This is a genomic window from Streptomyces sp. LBL (assembly GCF_029893585.1).
In the GTDB taxonomy this organism is placed as follows: Bacteria; Actinomycetota; Actinomycetes; order Streptomycetales; family Streptomycetaceae; genus Streptomyces.
Genome location: NZ_JARXYX010000055.1, coordinates 1 through 16399 on the forward strand (window position 1 = coordinate 1; position 16399 = coordinate 16399).

At 69.6% G+C, this 16399-nt stretch carries 18 protein-coding genes; 12 read left to right on the forward strand and 6 right to left on the reverse strand.

Annotation, left to right across the window (positions count from 1 at the left end; genetic code table 11):
• Positions 1-105 precede the first annotated feature (105 nt).
• The 3 genes from M2271_RS40415 to M2271_RS40425 all read right to left on the reverse strand — a co-directional run bounded on the left by M2271_RS40415 (position 106) and on the right by M2271_RS40425 (position 2708).
• Positions 106-570, reverse strand: coding sequence for a DUF6283 family protein (locus M2271_RS40415; RefSeq protein ID WP_348539233.1), 465 nt, complete (start codon positions 568-570; stop codon positions 106-108).
• A 245-nt stretch (positions 571-815) separates the two neighbouring features.
• Positions 816-1460 (reverse strand): hypothetical protein, encoded by a 645-nt coding sequence (locus M2271_RS40420; RefSeq protein WP_280892464.1) that lies wholly within the window; start codon positions 1458-1460, stop codon positions 816-818.
• A 216-nt stretch (positions 1461-1676) separates the two neighbouring features.
• The gene (locus M2271_RS40425; RefSeq protein ID WP_280892465.1) at positions 1677-2708 is read right to left on the reverse strand and encodes a hypothetical protein; all 1032 of its coding nucleotides are present in this window, start codon (positions 2706-2708) and stop codon (positions 1677-1679) included.
• A gap of 192 nt (positions 2709-2900) precedes the next feature.
• Here M2271_RS40425 and M2271_RS40430 point away from each other — a divergent pair, with 192 nt between their 5' ends.
• The 7 genes from M2271_RS40430 (at position 2901) to M2271_RS40460 (ending at position 8604) form a co-directional block, all read left to right on the forward strand.
• Positions 2901-3164 carry a helix-turn-helix transcriptional regulator gene (locus M2271_RS40430; RefSeq protein WP_046702854.1) on the forward strand — a complete coding sequence of 88 codons (264 nt, stop codon included), beginning with the start codon at positions 2901-2903 and terminating at the stop codon, positions 3162-3164.
• Positions 3165-3333: 169 nt separating this feature from the next.
• A complete protein-coding gene (locus tag M2271_RS40435) occupies positions 3334-4212 on the forward strand; it encodes a DUF6083 domain-containing protein (protein ID WP_280892466.1) in 879 nt (292 codons plus the stop codon).
• Complete coding sequence (locus M2271_RS40440; RefSeq protein ID WP_280892498.1) at positions 4209-4691, forward strand: hypothetical protein; 483 nt, start codon at positions 4209-4211, stop codon at positions 4689-4691. The genes M2271_RS40435 and M2271_RS40440 overlap by 4 nt, the downstream gene beginning before the upstream one ends.
• Positions 4688-6205 carry a UvrD-helicase domain-containing protein gene (locus M2271_RS40445; RefSeq protein WP_280892499.1) on the forward strand — a complete coding sequence of 506 codons (1518 nt, stop codon included), beginning with the start codon at positions 4688-4690 and terminating at the stop codon, positions 6203-6205. Before M2271_RS40440 ends, M2271_RS40445 begins: the two co-directional genes overlap by 4 nt.
• Positions 6206-6400: 195 nt before the next feature.
• Positions 6401-7048 carry an HD domain-containing protein gene (locus M2271_RS40450; protein ID WP_280892467.1) on the forward strand — a complete coding sequence of 216 codons (648 nt, stop codon included), beginning with the start codon at positions 6401-6403 and terminating at the stop codon, positions 7046-7048.
• 8 nt (positions 7049-7056) lie between these two features.
• On the forward strand, positions 7057-8046 hold the full coding sequence (locus M2271_RS40455) for a GlxA family transcriptional regulator (protein ID WP_280892468.1): 990 nt from the start codon (positions 7057-7059) through the stop codon (positions 8044-8046).
• A gap of 69 nt (positions 8047-8115) precedes the next feature.
• Positions 8116-8604, forward strand: a complete 489-nt coding sequence (locus M2271_RS40460) for a helix-turn-helix domain-containing protein (protein WP_280892469.1) — start codon at positions 8116-8118, stop codon at positions 8602-8604.
• A 169-nt stretch (positions 8605-8773) separates the two neighbouring features.
• On the opposite strand, the gene M2271_RS40465 is transcribed toward M2271_RS40460, so the two are convergent.
• Entirely contained in the window at positions 8774-9259 is a 486-nt protein-coding gene (locus M2271_RS40465; RefSeq protein WP_280892470.1) for a helix-turn-helix domain-containing protein, read from the reverse strand.
• 57 nt (positions 9260-9316) lie between these two features.
• On the opposite strand from M2271_RS40465, the gene M2271_RS40470 reads away from it, so the two are divergent.
• Positions 9317-10777: an MFS transporter gene (locus M2271_RS40470; protein WP_280892471.1), complete on the forward strand. Its 1461-nt coding sequence runs from the start codon at positions 9317-9319 to the stop codon at positions 10775-10777.
• Between the two features lie 52 nt (positions 10778-10829).
• Positions 10830-11900 (forward strand): helix-turn-helix transcriptional regulator, encoded by a 1071-nt coding sequence (locus M2271_RS40475; RefSeq protein ID WP_280892472.1) that lies wholly within the window; start codon positions 10830-10832, stop codon positions 11898-11900.
• On the opposite strand, the gene M2271_RS40480 is transcribed toward M2271_RS40475, so the two are convergent.
• Positions 11807-12463, reverse strand: a complete 657-nt coding sequence (locus tag M2271_RS40480; RefSeq protein WP_280892473.1) for a recombinase family protein — start codon at positions 12461-12463, stop codon at positions 11807-11809. The two genes, M2271_RS40475 and M2271_RS40480, sit on opposite strands and share 94 nt — an antisense overlap.
• Positions 12460-12936, reverse strand: a complete 477-nt coding sequence (locus tag M2271_RS40485) for a recombinase family protein (protein WP_280892474.1) — start codon at positions 12934-12936, stop codon at positions 12460-12462. Before M2271_RS40485 ends, M2271_RS40480 begins: the two co-directional genes overlap by 4 nt.
• 253 nt (positions 12937-13189) lie before the next feature.
• Between M2271_RS40485 and M2271_RS40490 the strand changes: the two genes are divergently transcribed.
• From M2271_RS40490 to M2271_RS40500, 3 genes are all read left to right on the forward strand, one after another.
• A complete protein-coding gene (locus M2271_RS40490; protein ID WP_280892475.1) occupies positions 13190-13624 on the forward strand; it encodes a hypothetical protein in 435 nt (144 codons plus the stop codon).
• Between the two features lie 175 nt (positions 13625-13799).
• Positions 13800-14288 carry a DUF4265 domain-containing protein gene (locus tag M2271_RS40495; RefSeq protein ID WP_280892476.1) on the forward strand — a complete coding sequence of 163 codons (489 nt, stop codon included), beginning with the start codon at positions 13800-13802 and terminating at the stop codon, positions 14286-14288.
• A 140-nt stretch (positions 14289-14428) separates the two neighbouring features.
• Positions 14429-15886 carry an NF041680 family putative transposase gene (locus M2271_RS40500; RefSeq protein ID WP_348539234.1) on the forward strand — a complete coding sequence of 486 codons (1458 nt, stop codon included), beginning with the start codon at positions 14429-14431 and terminating at the stop codon, positions 15884-15886.
• Positions 15887-16399: the final 513 nt, after the last annotated feature.

Genomic DNA, 16399 nt, shown 5'->3' on the forward strand with positions numbered 1-16399 from the left:
GACACGCCGCCCACCGTCTCGAGAGAGTGAGTCTTCTGGATCATCATCAGGTGTCCCTTCGGGTGAAGTTCCCACCTAATTCATGACACTCCCGCCCCGGCCCGTTCATCCGCCCGGAGGCTCGAACGGCTCGATTTGTCGCGCAAGTTGTGCGTCGCGTGCTTCGAGGAGTGCGTCCAAACTGGCGTACAGGCGCGGCCAGTGGGAGCGTGGTGCGACAGCGTGGTCGGGCAGCGCTTCAAAGGCGATGGCCAGGCGGATGGCCAGATGGTCTGCGCCGACGGCGGCCGGCCAGCCGGCGCACCACCGGAACGCGTGCGCGGTGTCCGGTTGGTCGAGGTGACAGGCGACCACAGGAGCATCGACCGCAGCCTCCGTTCCTGGCCGCCCGTCGGCCCGGCGCAGCATGTCCATGTCCTCGTCGGAGCAGGCGGTGAGGTCGGCGTCGGTACGCCACGGACAGCGGGCACACGGGAATGCGCGGTGCTCCCGCTCCACACCAATCCGGAGAGGGCGCGGGCGAGAGGCGCGGGTACCGTCACCCATACCCGGATCACTGGACTGCCCCATGACCGCCCCTGGACCAGACACTGCACCTCGGGCACGGGTGGGCGGCAGCTGGAGTGCACTGGTTGCCTCGGTGGCGTTGCGGGTAGCTGGCCAATCGGATCATGGAGTGAGGCCGCTACCGGTACCTCGCCACGATGCGCCCCCGGGTTCGTGAAAGCTGGTGCACGGGCGGCTGATGACGGACGAGGAGCCCGAGGCGGTTCACTGGCGGCAGGTTTCTGGAGCGTCCCAAAGTGCGCCGGTGATCAGTTGGTCTCGGGCAGGTCCTCGGCCGACGGTGTTGCGGGTGCGGCGGGTTTCGGGGTGTCGGTGGTGGTGTAGTAGACGGAGCTGCCCTGCTTGGTGCGTTGGGCGTGGCTCTTGGCGACGAGTCCTTCGACTGTGGTGCGTACGACGGTGGTCTTGATATTCCGGTCGGGGTGGGCCTGGCCGAGTGCGGTGGCGATTTCCGCTGCGGAGCGGGGTTCGCCCTGATCGGCGAGGTGGCGGCGGATCAGTTCGACGAGAGTGGGCTGGGCCGCCTTCGCTGTCGTCGTCTTGGCTGCGTCCTCGGGCTTCTTGGCGGCCGGCTTCTTGACCGCCTCGCCGCCTTGAGCAGTGACAGTCTTCTTCGCCCGTACCCGCTTGCCCGCACCGGGCTGAGTGGCGGTCTTTTGCCGCGGCACTGAAGGCGCTGCGGCCGCTTCGGGGGCAGCGTCCGTGCCACCGAGCGCCTTCTGCATGCTGGTCAGCACGGTGTGGTCGTGTTGCAGGGCGCACAGTTGTTCCTGCAGTGCGTCGATTTCCGCGCCGATGCGGTCCTGCTCCTTGGCGTTGCGCTCAAGGTCGCCTGCCACCTGGGCCGTGTAATGCGATGTCAGTTCGGTGGTGGCGGTCTGGGTGTCAGGCATGATGCTGGCCTTTCCTCGGGGCGCGGCCACGGGCTGAAGTTAACCCTCAGTGCGGGCGCCTGGGCTGGGCGGTGGTTCCGCAGGGCTTGATTGAGTCATGGGTGGCCGCACCTGGTGCAGTCTGCTCCCGGGTAGCGATAGTACGGGCGGGCGGAGCTGATTGTTCCGCTCGGGCGATGTCTTGCGCTCAGCCGCCCTGTCGTCCATGCGCCGTAGTCAGTGCGGTCGGTGCTCACCGGGTCGTGCTGTGGTGTGCTGTGGGGGCAGGTGCCAGAAGACTTCGTCGGTTTCGCGGTTGTGGTGCCACATGGTCAGTGTGTGTGATGCGGTCAGCCGGTCGAGGAGTTCGGCGGTCTGGTGGGGGGAGTGTCCGCACAGGCGGGTGAGCACCTCCATGTCGGCACCACCGGCGTCTCCCGAGGTGTGCGAGGCAAGGGCCAGTGCGGTCAACTGCAAAGCCACAGGCCGTCCGGCCGGCGACGCCAGGGGAGTGGGGTACAGGGCCCAGTGCGCGGCGCGGGCCCGTGCTCGGCCGCCCGGTTGCTGTGAGAGGACTGCCACATCCAGCAGCTGTGCCTGTGTATGCGGGTGCTTGCCGGCTGTGCGGCGTAGCCATCGTGTGTGTTCCAGCTCCTCCCACAGTTCGCCGCGGCCGTGCAGCCGCATGCCGCGCAATAGGCCATCGGGCAGCCGGACATGGCCGTGGGTGTCCGAGCGCAGGGCGCACTGCAGGGCGAGCAGGCGGGCGGCGGGGGAGGTGAACTGGGGGAGTGCCGCTGCCAGATAGGTGAGCATCTCCCGCACACGGGTGCGTTCGGCCGGGCCGCCCGGCGGCGCGGGCCGGCGCCGGACGGGTCGGGGAGGGCGTGGGGTGAGGAGGGTTGAGGGGACGACGGCGGTGTGACTGGTGGCGGCCGCGCAGGCGGCGCAGGCGTCGGCGAGACGCCAGGTGCGGCCGCTGCGGTCGCGGGTGAGGGCGAGGAGCACCGGTCCCGCACAGCCGCGGTGGCGGGGATGCCACTGGCAGCCGCGTGCCCTGCACTGGCAGGTGCGCAGGTGCCCCGGCAGTGCGTCGGTGCGGGCGTGGCGGGCCAGATGGGTCAGGGCTGCGGACCGTGCGGAGGCGGCCTGCACGGGGTGGCCGTGCAGCGTGCAGCGAGGACAGGCCAGAGCCGGCCCGCCCGGTAGTGGGCGCAGTTCCACCGTCCAGATGCGCTGCACCGTGGCGTGCGTGCTGGCAAGCCGCATCGGCCCGTTGCCCTCCCATCCGAATCCCGTGCTGTCCAGGTGACGTGCCCTCCCAGTGCAAGAGCGGGAGTCGGCCGCACCGTAGTGCAGATCCCTGCCCTCCCGCAGTGCCGAACCGTCCGTCGTCCACCTGCATCGATAGTGCAGAAACCCGCACTGACAGGGCAGGGGTCTGCACCGTCGGATGGTGGGGTGACGATCTTGCCGCCTGACCCCGACCTCACTGCGCTGCGTGTGACGCTGGCGCGCCTGAGGGACACGCGCGGCTGGACCTTCGACGAACTCGCCGCCCGCAGCGGCCTGGCCCGGCGCACCCTCATCGACCTCGAACACGGCCGCACCACCGGCAGCGTCACCACCTGGCACGCCCTCGCCCACGCCTTCGACGTCCCCATCGACCACCTGCTGGGCCCCATCTGCGACAACCACACCCCACCCGGCACCCCGGACTCCTGACCGCACTGCACCTGCTCGCCCACCGTTCGGCGATTCACCCGAACCGGCGAGCACGCACCGAACCTTCGTGCGTCGACTGGCTTGCGCGTTCGATACCGCTGGGCCGCCCGGGGGACACGGCCCTGTCCGTCCCCGCCATCGCGGGGTGTCGCCTGGCACGGTCCCCGCCATGCACCCCAACACCCTCTCCACCGGCTGCCCCTGGGACGGCAGCCCCCGCACCACACCGACGCGCCGTCCGCTGCGCGTGGCCGCCACCAGCCCCAGCCGCCTGCTGCGCGCCGGCCAGAGCGGCCGCTGCCGCCGATGCGGCAACCGCATCGACTTCTATCAGGGCGGCGACCAGCGGCCCATCGCTCTGCACCCCGCCGAGCTGACCGCCGCTGACGTCCCGGCTTCCTGCCGCTGGCACCTGAGCAGTGGCATCGCCCACCCGCACGGTGACGGCAGCGCCTGGTGCCGCGTCCCGCACGCCGTGCTCTGCCCGGACCGCACCCCCACTACCCGGACCGGCCCGCACCTTGAGGCGGTACGCCGCCAACTCGCCGTCCGCACCCGCCGCCTCATCGACACCGGCGCCTTCACCCCGGCCCCGCCCGCTGCCTGCCAACCGCCCGCTGCCTGCGAGCCGCCCGCCGGCAGCAACCGCCCAGCCCGGTCCGTCGTACAACTCCTGCTGGGCCGCTACCTCGCCGAAACCCCCGTCGAGGGCATCCGATGTGTGGCACAGACCCGGTACCGCCACCGCTGCCCGGAGCCCGTGCTCGCCCCCGACACCTCCCAAGGCCTATGGACGCTGCTCCCCGCGAGCCCACAGCGCGGCCAACTCACCCTGCCCGCCACCCTGATGGCCGTCTACGACCTCAGCCGCCTGCCGTACACCGAGCAGATGCGCTGGCGTACCCAGCGCTGCCCCGCCCACGCCGCCAATCCGGGCGCCGCCGACCTCGCCCTCGCCGGATGGCAGGTCTTCGACCCCCTTCTCCACGCGGCGCACATCCGGACCCGCTTGCCCCACGCCGCGCCCGGCCATCACGGGAAGGCCTGACGATGCCGCACCACGCCCTGGACATCATCCTGACCCGGCCCCTCACCCCGACCGAACTCCACCGGGCCACCCGCACGATGCCGCTCGCCGCCAACCACGACGCCACCCACCTCCTGGCCCTGGTACCCGCCAAAACCACAGGAAAGGCCCTCAACCGACTGCGCCGCCAGACCGGCGGACTGCTCCCCATCGACGTGATCACCACACACTACCCCGACGCGGACGGCAAGATCCTCCTCAACGTCGCCTTCCCGCCCGCCACACACGCTGCTCTCCAGGCCGCCGCCGACAGCGCGGGACAACCACCGCGCCTCTTCCTGGAACTGGCCCTCCACCGGGCCCTGGTCCGACACGCCAGCGAGGAGGCCGAGCGCCTCGACCGCGCAGTCCAGACCCTGCTCGCCCACACCACCGCACCCCATCTCCTCGCCGCCGTCGGCCGCGCCCTCACCCGCACCCCCGGAGCCACGCTGTGCTGACCCCCACCGACGAACAGCAAGCCGCAGCCGATGCATTCCACAACGGCGACCACCTGGCTCTGCAGGCTGGCGCGGGCACCGGCAAGACCACCACCCTGGCCCAGCTCGCCCACGCCACCCGGCGCCGCGGCCGCTACCTCGCCTACAACCGGGCCATCGCCCAGGACGCGCGCGCCCGCTTCCCGTCCACCGTTACCTGCAAGACCGCCCACGCGCTGGCCTATGCCGCCGTCGGCCACCGCTACACCCGCCGCCTGAACGCGCCCCGCCGCCCGGCCTGGCAGACCGGGCAGGCCCTCGGCATCACCAAAGCCATCCGCATCGGCGACCGCGACCTGTCCCAAAAGACGCTCTCCAACGCCACCCTGCGCACCGTGGCCCGCTTCTGCCACACCGCCGCCCCCGCCATCACGAGCCGCCATGTCCCGCACCTGCGAGGCCTGGAAGACCGCGCCCTGCACGCCCAACTCGCCGCCCACATCGTCCCCTTCGCCCGCAAGGCCTGGGCCGACCTGCAGCACCCCGACGACGGCGCGGTGCGCTTCGACCACGACCACTACCTGAAGATCTGGTCCCTCACGAATCCGAAAATCGACACCGACTTCCTGCTGCTGGACGAGGCCCAGGACACCAACCCCGTCGTCGAACAGATCTTCCTCGACCAGCGCGGCCACGCCCAGCTGGTGATGGTCGGCGACTCCGCCCAGGCCATCTACGACTGGCGCGGCGCCAAAGACGTCATGACCGGCTTCGACGGCACCCAGCTCGCCCTGTCCCAGTCCTTCCGCTTCGGCCCGTGTCTGGCGCATGAGGCCAACCGGTGGCTGGCCATCGCCGACGCCCCGATCCGCCTCACCGGCACCGAGGCCGTGCCCACCGAACTCGGGCCCGTCGCCCATCCGGACGCGGTGCTGTGCCGCACCAACGTCGGCGCAATGGCCCAGGTCATGGAGCTGCTGGCCACCAGGCACCGGGTGGCCCTGGTCGGGGGAGGAGACAGCCTGCGGGCCCTGGCCCTGGCCGCCCGCGACCTGAAGGAAGGCCGCCGCACCACCCACCCCGAACTGGTCCTGTTCCCCTCCTGGGGCGAACTGCAGGACTACGCCAGCCACGACCCGGCAGGACGGGACCTGCAGCCCCTGGTGGACCTGGTCGACACCCACGGCACCGATGCCATCATCAGCGCCGTCGCGCGGCTCACCCCCGAACAGCAGGCCGAGGTCACCGTCTCCACCGCGCACAAGGCCAAGGGCCGCGAATGGGCCCGTGTGAGAATCGCCGACGACTTCGCCCCGCCCAAGGACAGCGACCAGGACGACGGCACCGGCCGTCCTGTGCCCGCGCCGATCGACGACGGCGAGGCCCGCCTCGCCTATGTCGCCGTCACTCGTACTCGCCGCCGGCTCGACATCGGCGGCCTGTCCTGGATTCACGACCATCCTGATGGATCCCCCGAGGCGCCCACGCGTATCGAGTCGCGTGCGCAGCCCGCCCGTGCGGATGCGGCCAAGTGAGCACCAGCTCACTTCTGCCGCGCCCGGCCAGAGCCAGGCGCCGAGCCGGGGTGACGATCGCCGAACCGGTCCGACGCATGTCCGTATTTGTGGGATGGCTGGCTATATCGCCATGGCGCGGCGGGGGCCGCCGGCGCCAGGCTGAAGGTGGCGTCGCCGAGTGGACGGCGGCCGCACACCAGGAAGGCTGACACCATGGGAATCGACGGCGCCGCGGTGGCGAACGTGGACGTACCGGGGACGAAACTGGCCCGCGAGGCGACGGAGCTGATCCGGGACACCACGAGCGAACTCATCTACCACCACTCGCGCCGGGTGTACTTCTTCGGCAGCCTGCAGGGACGCAACCGCGACCTCAGCTTCGACCCGGAACTGCTCTACATCGGCGCCATGTTCCACGACGTAGGCCTCAGCGAGGCCTTCCACGGCAGTGGCCGCCGCTTCGAGGTGGACAGCGCGGAGGAGGCGAAGCGGTTCCTCACGGCGCACGGGATCCCGGAAGACAGCATTCGCCGCGTCTGGACCGCGATCGCCCTGCACACCACGCCCGGGATCCCGCAGTTCATGGAGCCGGAGGTGGCCCTGGTCACCGCCGGTGTGGAGTACGACGTCCTGGGCATCGACTACGGTGCGATCCCGGAGGCCGACCGGGCCGAGATCGTGGCCCTGCACCCTCGCCCCGACTTCAAGCACCGGATACTGGGGGCGTTCACCGACGGCATCCGCCCCAAGCCGGACACGACGTTCGGCAACGTGAAGGCGGACGTTCTGGAGCACTTCGTCCCCGGCTTCCAGCGCGGCGACTTCGTCCGTACGATCCTTGAGTCCCCGTGGAAGGAGTAGGTCCGCCGGTGTCCCACCGCCGTCACACCGTGGCCGTCGTCGCCTTCGACGCGGTTCAGCTTCTCGACGTCACTGGCCCGGTCGAGGTCTTCACGACCGCCAATCGCTACGGCGCGCACTACGACGTCCGCGTCGTCTCGCCCACCGGTGCCGATGTCGTCACCTCCTCGGGACTGGTGGTCGGCGTCAGCGGGCCAGTCTCCTCGCTTCCCCGCCGGATCGGCACTTTGCTGGTGCCCGGGCGCAGCGACTGGCGGGCCGCTGTCGGCGACGCGGACCTGGTGGAGTCGGTCACGCGCCTGACCGGCCGGGCCGCGCGCGTGGTCTCCGTGTGCGCGGGAGCGTTCGTCCTGGCCGCGGCCGGCACGCTGGACGGCCGGCGCGCCGCGACGCACTGGGAGCTCGCACCGGACCTGGCGGCTGCCTTCCCGGAGGTCCGGGTGGAAAACGATCCGGTCTTCGTCCGGGACGGCCACGTGCTCACGTCGGCCGGCGTCACGGCGGGCATCGACCTTGCGCTGGCCCTGGTCGAGGAGGACTGGGGGGCCGGGGTGGCGCGCAGCGTGGCCAGACAACTGGTGGTCTTCATGGCCAGGCCCGGCGGGCAGGCGCAGTTCAGCGCCCGGATGGTTCACGGCCAGCCCCGGCACCTGGCGGTGCGACGGGTGATGGATCATGTGGGCGCCGACCCTGCGGCCGAGCACACCCTCGATTCCCTGGCCGCTGTCGGCGGGGTGAGCACCCGGCACCTGGGACGGCTCTTCCGCAGCGAGATCGGCATGCCGCCCGGGCAGTACGTCGAATCCGTCAGGGTGGAGGCAGCTCAGGTCCTTCTGGAGAACGGCAGCGGCACGGTGGAAGACGTGGCGCAGCAGGCGGGGTTCGGTTCGTCGGAGTCCCTGCGCCGGGTCTTCCAGCACACCCTCGGCGTCTCACCGACGGCCTACCGTGCCCGCTTCCGGAGCACCGCGGGCAGTCGCCGCATCGTCGCGGCCTGAGGGTGGGCGGGCCGCACGGACCATTTTTCAGTTTGGCCTCCAAACCGAATTGCGTGGCAGTATGGGGGCATGGTTGTCCGACGTGATCCCCAGACCGTTGCCGGCCGGCCGTGCGCCGTCGCGGCGTCCGTGCAGCTGATCGGCGACCGCTGGTCGATGCTGGTGATCCGGGAAGTGATCTTCGGTAATCACCAGTTCAGCCAGATCGCCCGCAACACGGGCGCCCCGCGTGACCGGCTGACAGCACGGCTGCGCGACCTGGTCGAGGCGGGGGTGCTCGAACGTCGCCCCGTGAGCGAGGGCGCCCGCCACGAGGGCTACTACCTCACCGAGGCCGGCGAGGACCTTCGCCCTGTCCTGCGGGCGCTGCTCACCTGGGGCGACAAGTGGGCCGTGACCACCCCTCCGATGCGCCTGGCCCACCACGATCACCCGCTGGAGCTGGAGAGCCACTGCTCCGCCTGCGGGGAGAAGGTCGACGACGCCGATCTCGCCGAGGAAATGCTCGTGCCCGGCTGGGACATGCGAGGGCGGCTGGACCTGGTGGCCGAGGCGTGAGGGCGGCGCCGCCGGCGCAGGTGCGGCGGCCTTCCCCCTCGCCCGGGCAGGGCTCCTCGATTCCGCCCAGTGCCGCGATGAATCCGATGCCGTTCCAGCGCCTCCCCGGCCGTGCGCGGCGGACCTGACGCCATGCACGGCAGAGCGATCGGAAAGGGCCCGAAGGGCCCTAACGCCGGGTCGACCGCACCGTGACCTCCTCGGGTTTCACCTCATGCCCCGCGGCGCACATCAGCCGTGCGGCCACCGGCTCGTCGCAGTCCGTGTGGTGCAGAGTCAGCGGGGGCCCCGAGGACCGGGGCACGTGCTGGTCCCCCCACTGCATGAGCGCTACCAGAACCGGCTGGAAATCCACGCCGGCCGGGGTCAGTACGTACTCATGACGGGTGCGCTGTCCGGGCTCCTGGTACGGGCGGCGCTCCAGAAGCCCCGCGGCCACCAGTTCCCGCAGGCGTGCCGCGGCGACAGCCTCCGTGATGCCGACGCGTTGTACGAAGTCGTCGTACCGGGTGGTCCCGTAGTGCGCCTCGCGCATGATCAGCATGGCGGACCGGGTTCCCAGAACGCGCATCGTCCCGTCGATGGAACAGTCGTCAGCGGTCCACGTTGTCCGGTCGGCCAACTCACCCACCAGGGTCATGTGCGTCGATTCCATGACCACCTCCTCTGGCTGCAATTTTACATAGCCAGGCGGGAAAGGTACGTTCTGACTATGGCATCCTCAAGTCAGGTGGTCGTGGAGCCGACACCCAGCCGGGCGCGGCAGCGACCGGGCATCGTATTGACCGTGCTGTGTGCGTCCGGCTTCATGGCGGGCCTGGACGTGTTCATTGTGAACGTGGCTCTCGACGACATCGGCCATGACTTCCCCGGCGCCTCCCTGGCGGACATGAGCTGGATCCTGAACGCCTACGCCATCACCTACGCCGCGCTGCTGGTGCCGCTGGGCAGCCTGGCCGACCGCTACGGCGCCAAGCGCGGCTTCCTGCTGGGCCTGACATTGTTCACCTCGGCCAGCGCCGCGTGTGCGGCCAGCCCCGGACTGTGGACCCTGGTCCTCTTCCGCGGCCTGCAGGCGGTGGGGGCGGCGGCACTGACCCCGGCCAGCCTGGGCCTGCTGCTCGCGGCCACGGCCCCCGAACGGCGCACCAGAGCGGTGCGGATCTGGTCCGCCTCCGGTGCCCTGGCCGCGGCCGCCGGACCGGGTCTGGGCGGGCTGCTGGTGCAGTCGTCCTGGCGGTGGATCTTCCTGGTCAACGTGCCCGTGGGCGTGCTGGCACTCGTTGCCGGCGCCCGTGTCCTGCCCGATGTCCGCAAGAACGTGACGGGCACGATCCCCGACGTCTTCGGGGGCCTGGTCCTCGCGCTGTCGATCGGCTCGCTCAGTCTGGCCCTCGTCGAGGGCCCCGGCTGGGGCTGGGCATCGCCCGCGACCGTGGAGTGCCTCCTGCTGGCCGCCGCGGGAGCCGCCGTGTTCGCCCATCGCACGGCGCGCCACCCTGCGCCCCTGGTCGAGCCCGCCCTGCTCCGTGTGAGGGCGTTCGCCTGGTCCAACGCCACGGCGCTGCTGTTCTCCGTCGCCTTCGGCGCCAACCTGCTGGCCATCGTCCTGTGGACGCAACAGGTGTGGCACTACAGCGCGGTCAGGACGGGACTGGCCGTCGCCCCGGGACCGCTCATGGTGCCGCTGTTCGCCGCGCTCGCGCAGTACGTGACGCGCCGGCTGCCAGCCGGCGTGATCGCCACCGTCGGCAGCCTGCTGTATGGGCTCGCCGCCGCGCTGCTGGCACTGCGGATCGAGACGCATCCCCACTACGCCACCGACCTGTTGCCCAGCATGCTCATCTCGGGAGCCGGCGTAGGGCTCACCATGCCGACCATCCTCGCCTGCGCCACCGCCGACTTGCGCCCCACCCAGGGCGCCACGGGATCGGCCATGGTCAACATGAGCCACCAGATCGGCAACAGCCTCGGCATCGCGGCCCTGGTCGCCACCCTCGCGGCCACCACCGCCTCCGGCGACGCCGCACGCCCCTCCCCGCACGGCTGGTGGCTCGTGTCGGGCGCCGCACTCCTCGCGGCGCTGTGCGCCCTTGGCATGACCCCGCGCGGCAAGACAGCCGACGCCACCTTCGTGGAGGCACCCGCCCGGGCTGCCTCCGCAGCACCATGACGGGCTGAGCATTTCTCGCCTTCCGGCAGGGGCGGGCAAGGTCCGCAATCCCGTGCGACGTTACGCCTGCACGCGCGGCGAAGAGGTCATCACGACGACAGGCTCCTCCGCCTTTGTCGCTGCTCTCTTCTCCTTTCATCCCTTGCCACGGACCGCAGGCAAACCCTCAACTGCCGTGCCGCTTGACCAAATTCAGGGTGGTACAGGCAGGCCCAGGCACGAACAATACGTGAAGAGGCTGAATCAACTTATGAGTTCACCCACCGATCTCAGGGAATTCCTCAGGGCCCGGCGATCCAGACTCGCGCCTGAAGACATCGGCCTGTCAACCGATGGTGGAATTCGGCGGGTGGCGGGACTACGACGTGAAGAAGTCGCACAGGCTGCCGCGATCAGCGTCGACTACTACACCCGTATGGAACAGGGACGTGTTTCGGCCGTCTCGGCGGAAATCCTGGACTCCTTGGCCCGCGCCCTGCGTTTGGACGACGAGGAAACCCGCCATCTGCACCGGATCGCCGGCACAACCCCTCACTCCGGGCACCGCCAGAGTGCTGACCGCCACCAGAAGCAGACCGTCCGGCCGACGCTGCGGAACATGCTGGACTCCCTCATCGGACACCCCGCCCTGGTGATGGGCCGTGCCATGTCCGTACTTGCCTGGAACCGGGCGGCCGCCGCGCTCCTGGGTGACTTCGGCGACCTGCGGCCGGCCGACCGCAACATCGCGAAGATGGCCTTTCTCGACCGGAACTCCAGGGACCTCTACGCGAACTGGAAGGAACACGCCCGGGAAAACGCGGCCTGTTTGCGCATGGAAGCCGCTCGTTACCCAGAAGACCCCCTCCTGACCTCTGTGATCGGCGAGTTGGCCGTCAAGAGCCCAGAATTCCGTTCTCTGTGGGCCGACCACCGGGTACGGGACAAGACATCCGGCGCCAAGGCCTTCCACCACCCCATCGTGGGAGATCTGCGGCTTTCCCACGAGACGCTGCGCGTGGTTGATGATCCACGTCAGACCCTGGTGGTCTATTCCGCAGCATCCGGCAGTTCTTCGGCGGACGCTCTCCGTCTGCTTCTGGACTGGACGTCCGATTCCCCGCACGACGCGGTGAGTTCCTGATAAATCGGCCCTGTTCTCCCGAAGCTGCCACGAAGTGACAAGTAACTCAGCGTGTCGTTGGGGCCTTGGTTTCCAAGCGGGGGTTCAGGAACTTCGGGGCCGGCGAGGACGGCGAAGTCGGCGTGAGCCTGCTCGACGGCTTCGGGGTACGCCTCGCGCTTGGCGTGTTCGGCGAGCGCCCGGTAAATGCTGGCGACAGAGGGGCTCTGTCCCTTGCGCTTGCCGGTGGGGATGATCAGGTCGGGCTGGATCTGCTCGACGGACTCACCGAGAACCCGGCGTCGCAGCACGGTGTGGAGCATGTCGTCGGTGATGACCGGCGGTCGGCCGCCGTGCTTGCCCTTCCGGGCTGCGGTGTCGAGCCCTTCAAGCGTGGACTCGCGGATGTTCTCCCGCTCGGTCTCCGCCATCGCGGCGAAGAACGCGAACAGCAGCTTGCCCGGCCCGGTGGGGTCGTAGATGCCGGGCAGGGGCCCGGCGAGCATCTCCAGGACCAGGCCGTGGGCGGTGAGGTGGTCGGCGAGCGCGGTGAGCTCGGCGGCGTCACGGCCGAGCCGCTTCATCTCGTACACCGTGAAGATGACCCGGCAGTGCGGCGCGTGCGCCTTGACCTCCCGCGCGGCTCGAACCGGGGGCGGACCCGGACGCGGGTGCTGATCTTCTCACTGAAGATCTTGTCCCTGGGGATGCCGTGCTTGCTGAGCGCGTCGAGCTGGGAGTCGAGTTCCTGCCCGAGGGTCGAGCAGCGGGCGTAGCCGATGCGGATGTCCGCGCTCGGCAGGTCCGGGTCGATCGGCGCTGGGGGCGGGGTGCCCGGGCGCCACGGCCGGCCCGGGCCGCGGTCGGCCGGGGTGGGCACCCGCAGTGCCTTCTTCAGCCGGGGCACCATCGTGAAGCGGCGGGTGTGGTAGGCGGAGGCGACGGCGCCGCCGCGCGAGCGACACGGCGAGCCGGGCTGGGCGTCACACTTCGGACAGGCGTGCTGTTCGACGTCGCCGGCGTCCGACCGGTCGGAGGGCTGCTGAGGGTCCGTCATGGGCCCGGATTTTCGCACAATGCAAGTCTCAGAAGGAGGTCCATCCCACTTTTGAGTGAGAACAGGTTCTGAGAGCGAATCCGGAGTCGGCGAGGGGATGGCGGCTCGTGATTGATCTTGCTCGCGCAAAGGACCGTTTGCGAGAATCGTTGCATCGTCGCTGCGACCTGTTTCGTGATCAACTGTTGCGTTCGAGTCTCGAAATCCCGGAACTGCGGGCGGATCGGCGGGGAGTTTAGTCATGATGCCGGACATGGCGGACGAACAGCCGGATGAGCTCGTGATCCTGGTCCATGGGACCTTCGCTGGTGACAAGGAGCGCCGTGACGACGGCGACCGCTGGTGGCAGCGCGGCAGCTCCACCTGGCAGGCTCTGACCGCGACGCTACCCAAGGGTACGAGACTGCCGCCTGGGCGACTGTTCCACTGGAGCGGGGCCAATGCGCAGTCGAAGCGACTGTCCGCGAGCATGGATCTGCTGGTACTTCTGTTCGACCTGGAACGACGGGGCGTCCGATACCACTTGGTTGGGCATAGCCACGGTGGTTCGGTGATTTGGGAGACGCTGGCGCCGCGGGGCAGTAAGGCACGGGCGGCCGCCAACCCGAAATTGACCGCCTGGCTCGACCAGAACGCTGTGGAGGTGGCGGCCCGCCTGGCGAACTTCCGCACGCGGGTGCCGGACTGAGCCGCGACCTTGGCTGTGCCGATTCACCCAGCGCACCGTTGGTTCCTGGCCGCTGCCCGAGCCCGCGCATCCTGTCCACCGGCTGAGCTTGTCTTTTATCCTCAGGCACTCGCGTGACAGCTACGGTTGATCGCCCGGATCGGGCCCGGTGCGGGGCGGTGTTGCCGGTCGGCGCATGATGACCGTCATGGAGAGCGCGGTCGAGAAGATCAAGGTCTGGTTCCGCCTTGTCCCTCGTGAGGGGTGGTTCCCACAGGACACGGAAGGGCTGTGGGCCACGAAGCTCGGCGACGATACGGCCCGTGTGCAGAACGTCCCCTTCCTTCAGGATGGGGTGGCCGAAGGCGACGTGGTGCGGTACCGGACTGACTCCGACGGGCTCCACTGGGCTGTCGGTCGGGTCAACTCCTCCGGCAACTGCACGGTCCGTGTGGTGCCCGTGCCCACCGGCCCCCTGGGACGCAGTCCGCAGGCAGTGCACCAGCGCCTTTCGGCGTTCCGTCTTGGAGGCGAGGTCTTCAGTGTGGACTTCCCCATGGTGGCCTTCACTGCGCCGGCCGGCGCGGACTTCGCGGGGATCAAGGCCCTACTGACGCAAGGCCAAGAGGAAGGTTGGTGGCACTACGAGGTCGGCTGTGGCACCGATGAATGGTGGAACGCCTGAGTTTGTCTCTCGCCTCTGATCTCGAACATCGAGTCGCACAGGTTCACTCACCTGGGCATTCGCCGGACAGGCGGACGGCCCCCGCATGAGCATGCATTCCGCCACGGAATCACGTTCATACGAAGGCCGCAGAGGTGAGTGTGCTCGACCATGATGCCCGGCGGGACGCTTTCGACTTCACGTCCCACTTTAGGGAGGACTTCTACGCATGTCTGACCCGGCGCGGTGACGCGCTGTTCGAGCTCACGGACGCGATGCTCTGCGGGAACGGCCCGGTGACCTCGCCGGTCGATCTGACGCTGCTGGCCGAGCACCGGCGTGGGCACGGCGCGTTGTACGACGCGCTCAACCAGGGCCGCATCGACGTGGCCGGGCTGCGCAAGGCGCTGGCCATGCTGCCGCAGCCCAAGGCCGCCGACGGGCGCCTGGTCCTGGCCGTCGATGTCTCCGCGTGGCTGCGTCCGGACGCGCCGACCAGCCCGGACCGTCTGTTCTGCCATGTCTACGGACGCTCGGGACGGTCCAGTGATCAGTTCATCCCCGGCTGGCCGTACTCATTCGTCGCCGCGCTGGAGACGGGTCGCACGTCGTGGTGCCAGCTGTTGGATGCGGTCCGGCTCGGCCCCGACGACGATGTCGCCGAAGTCACCGCAGCCCAGGTCCGCCGCGTCGTCACCGACCTGATCGCCCAGGGGCAGTGGGAAGCCGGTGACGACGACATCCTGGTCGTCTTCGACGCCGGCTATGACGCCCCGCGCATGGCCTACCTCCTCGACGGCTTGCCCGTCGAGGTCCTCGGACGCATGCGTGCGGACCGGGTGATGCGCCGTCCGGCGCCCTCGCTCAAGGAGTACGCCCTGTCCTATCCTCAGGGCGGGCGACCGCCGAAGCACGGCAAGGAGTTCCGTTTCGCCAGGCCCGAGACCTGGGGCGAGCCCGACGCGGAGACGGTGCAGGTCACCGACCGCTACGGCACCGCGAAGGCGATGGCCTGGGACCGTATCCACCCGCGGCTCACCACCCGCAGTGCGTGGATCGACCACGACGACGAACTCCCCGTCATCGAGGGCACCCTGATCCGCCTCCAGGTGGACCATCTGCCCGGCGGTCACGACCCGCTGCCCGTCTGGCTGTGGTCCTCCAAGACCGGCATGACCAGCGAGGACGTCGACCTGCGGTGGCAAGCGTTCCTGAGGCGTTTCGATCTTGAACATACTTTCCGTTTCGTCAAGCAGACGCTCGGCTGGACCCGTCCCAGACTGCGTACTCCCGAGGCCGCAGACCGGTGGACGTGGCTCGTGCTCGCGGCACACACCCAGCTCCGGCTCACCCGCGAGGCCGCGGCCGATCTCCGCCGCCCCTGGGAGAAGCGGGCCGAGCCCGCCCGGCTCACCCCGGCCCGCGTCCGCCGCGGGTTCAGGAACCTCCGCCCTCACCTGCACAGTCCGGCCCGTGCACCCAAACCCTCAACGCCCGGCCCAGGGCGCCCACTTGGATCGAAGAACCGGCGACCCGCCACCCGTTACGACGTGGGCAAATCGACTAGACGCCCTGAAAGCATCGCTGAACGTAATCAACTCAAAGCTCACAAACCATAAAAAACAAGCTGAGTGCCTGTTTCTGAACCCCGGAGTCGGCGGCTTCGGTAACCTGATTCCAAGGTGGGTTCTGGGGCGAGTTGGTGGCCACCACCTTGAGAACGATCAAGGCAGGGTTGGCCCGCCGACAGACTCGCCCGGCCCCTGGGGCTTGTTCTCCATGGACAACGCCCCGCCCGTCCCACTCACCCCAGCGGTTCCGTTCGCCGAACGGTCACGGTGACCGCTCGGCGAACGCTTCGACGAACTTCGCGTTTCGGACGCTGGCGGGCTGACCTGCGGTTTCTGGGTTCAGAAACAGGCACTTACATACACCGCCGTTCTCGATGTCCGGCGGTCTACCGCCGAGCACCTGGCCCGGCTCCTGAGAAGCCATCGAGTCGAGGTCGGCACCCGGCGCGGGCGCCGCGCCCTGGGCTGCTTCAAGCAGGCCGTCTGAGGTTCCCCCGGCGTGCGGGAGGTGCTGATCAGCTGGTCCGCGGGAGAGCCCGCCCTGTGCAAGGCGGGCTCTCC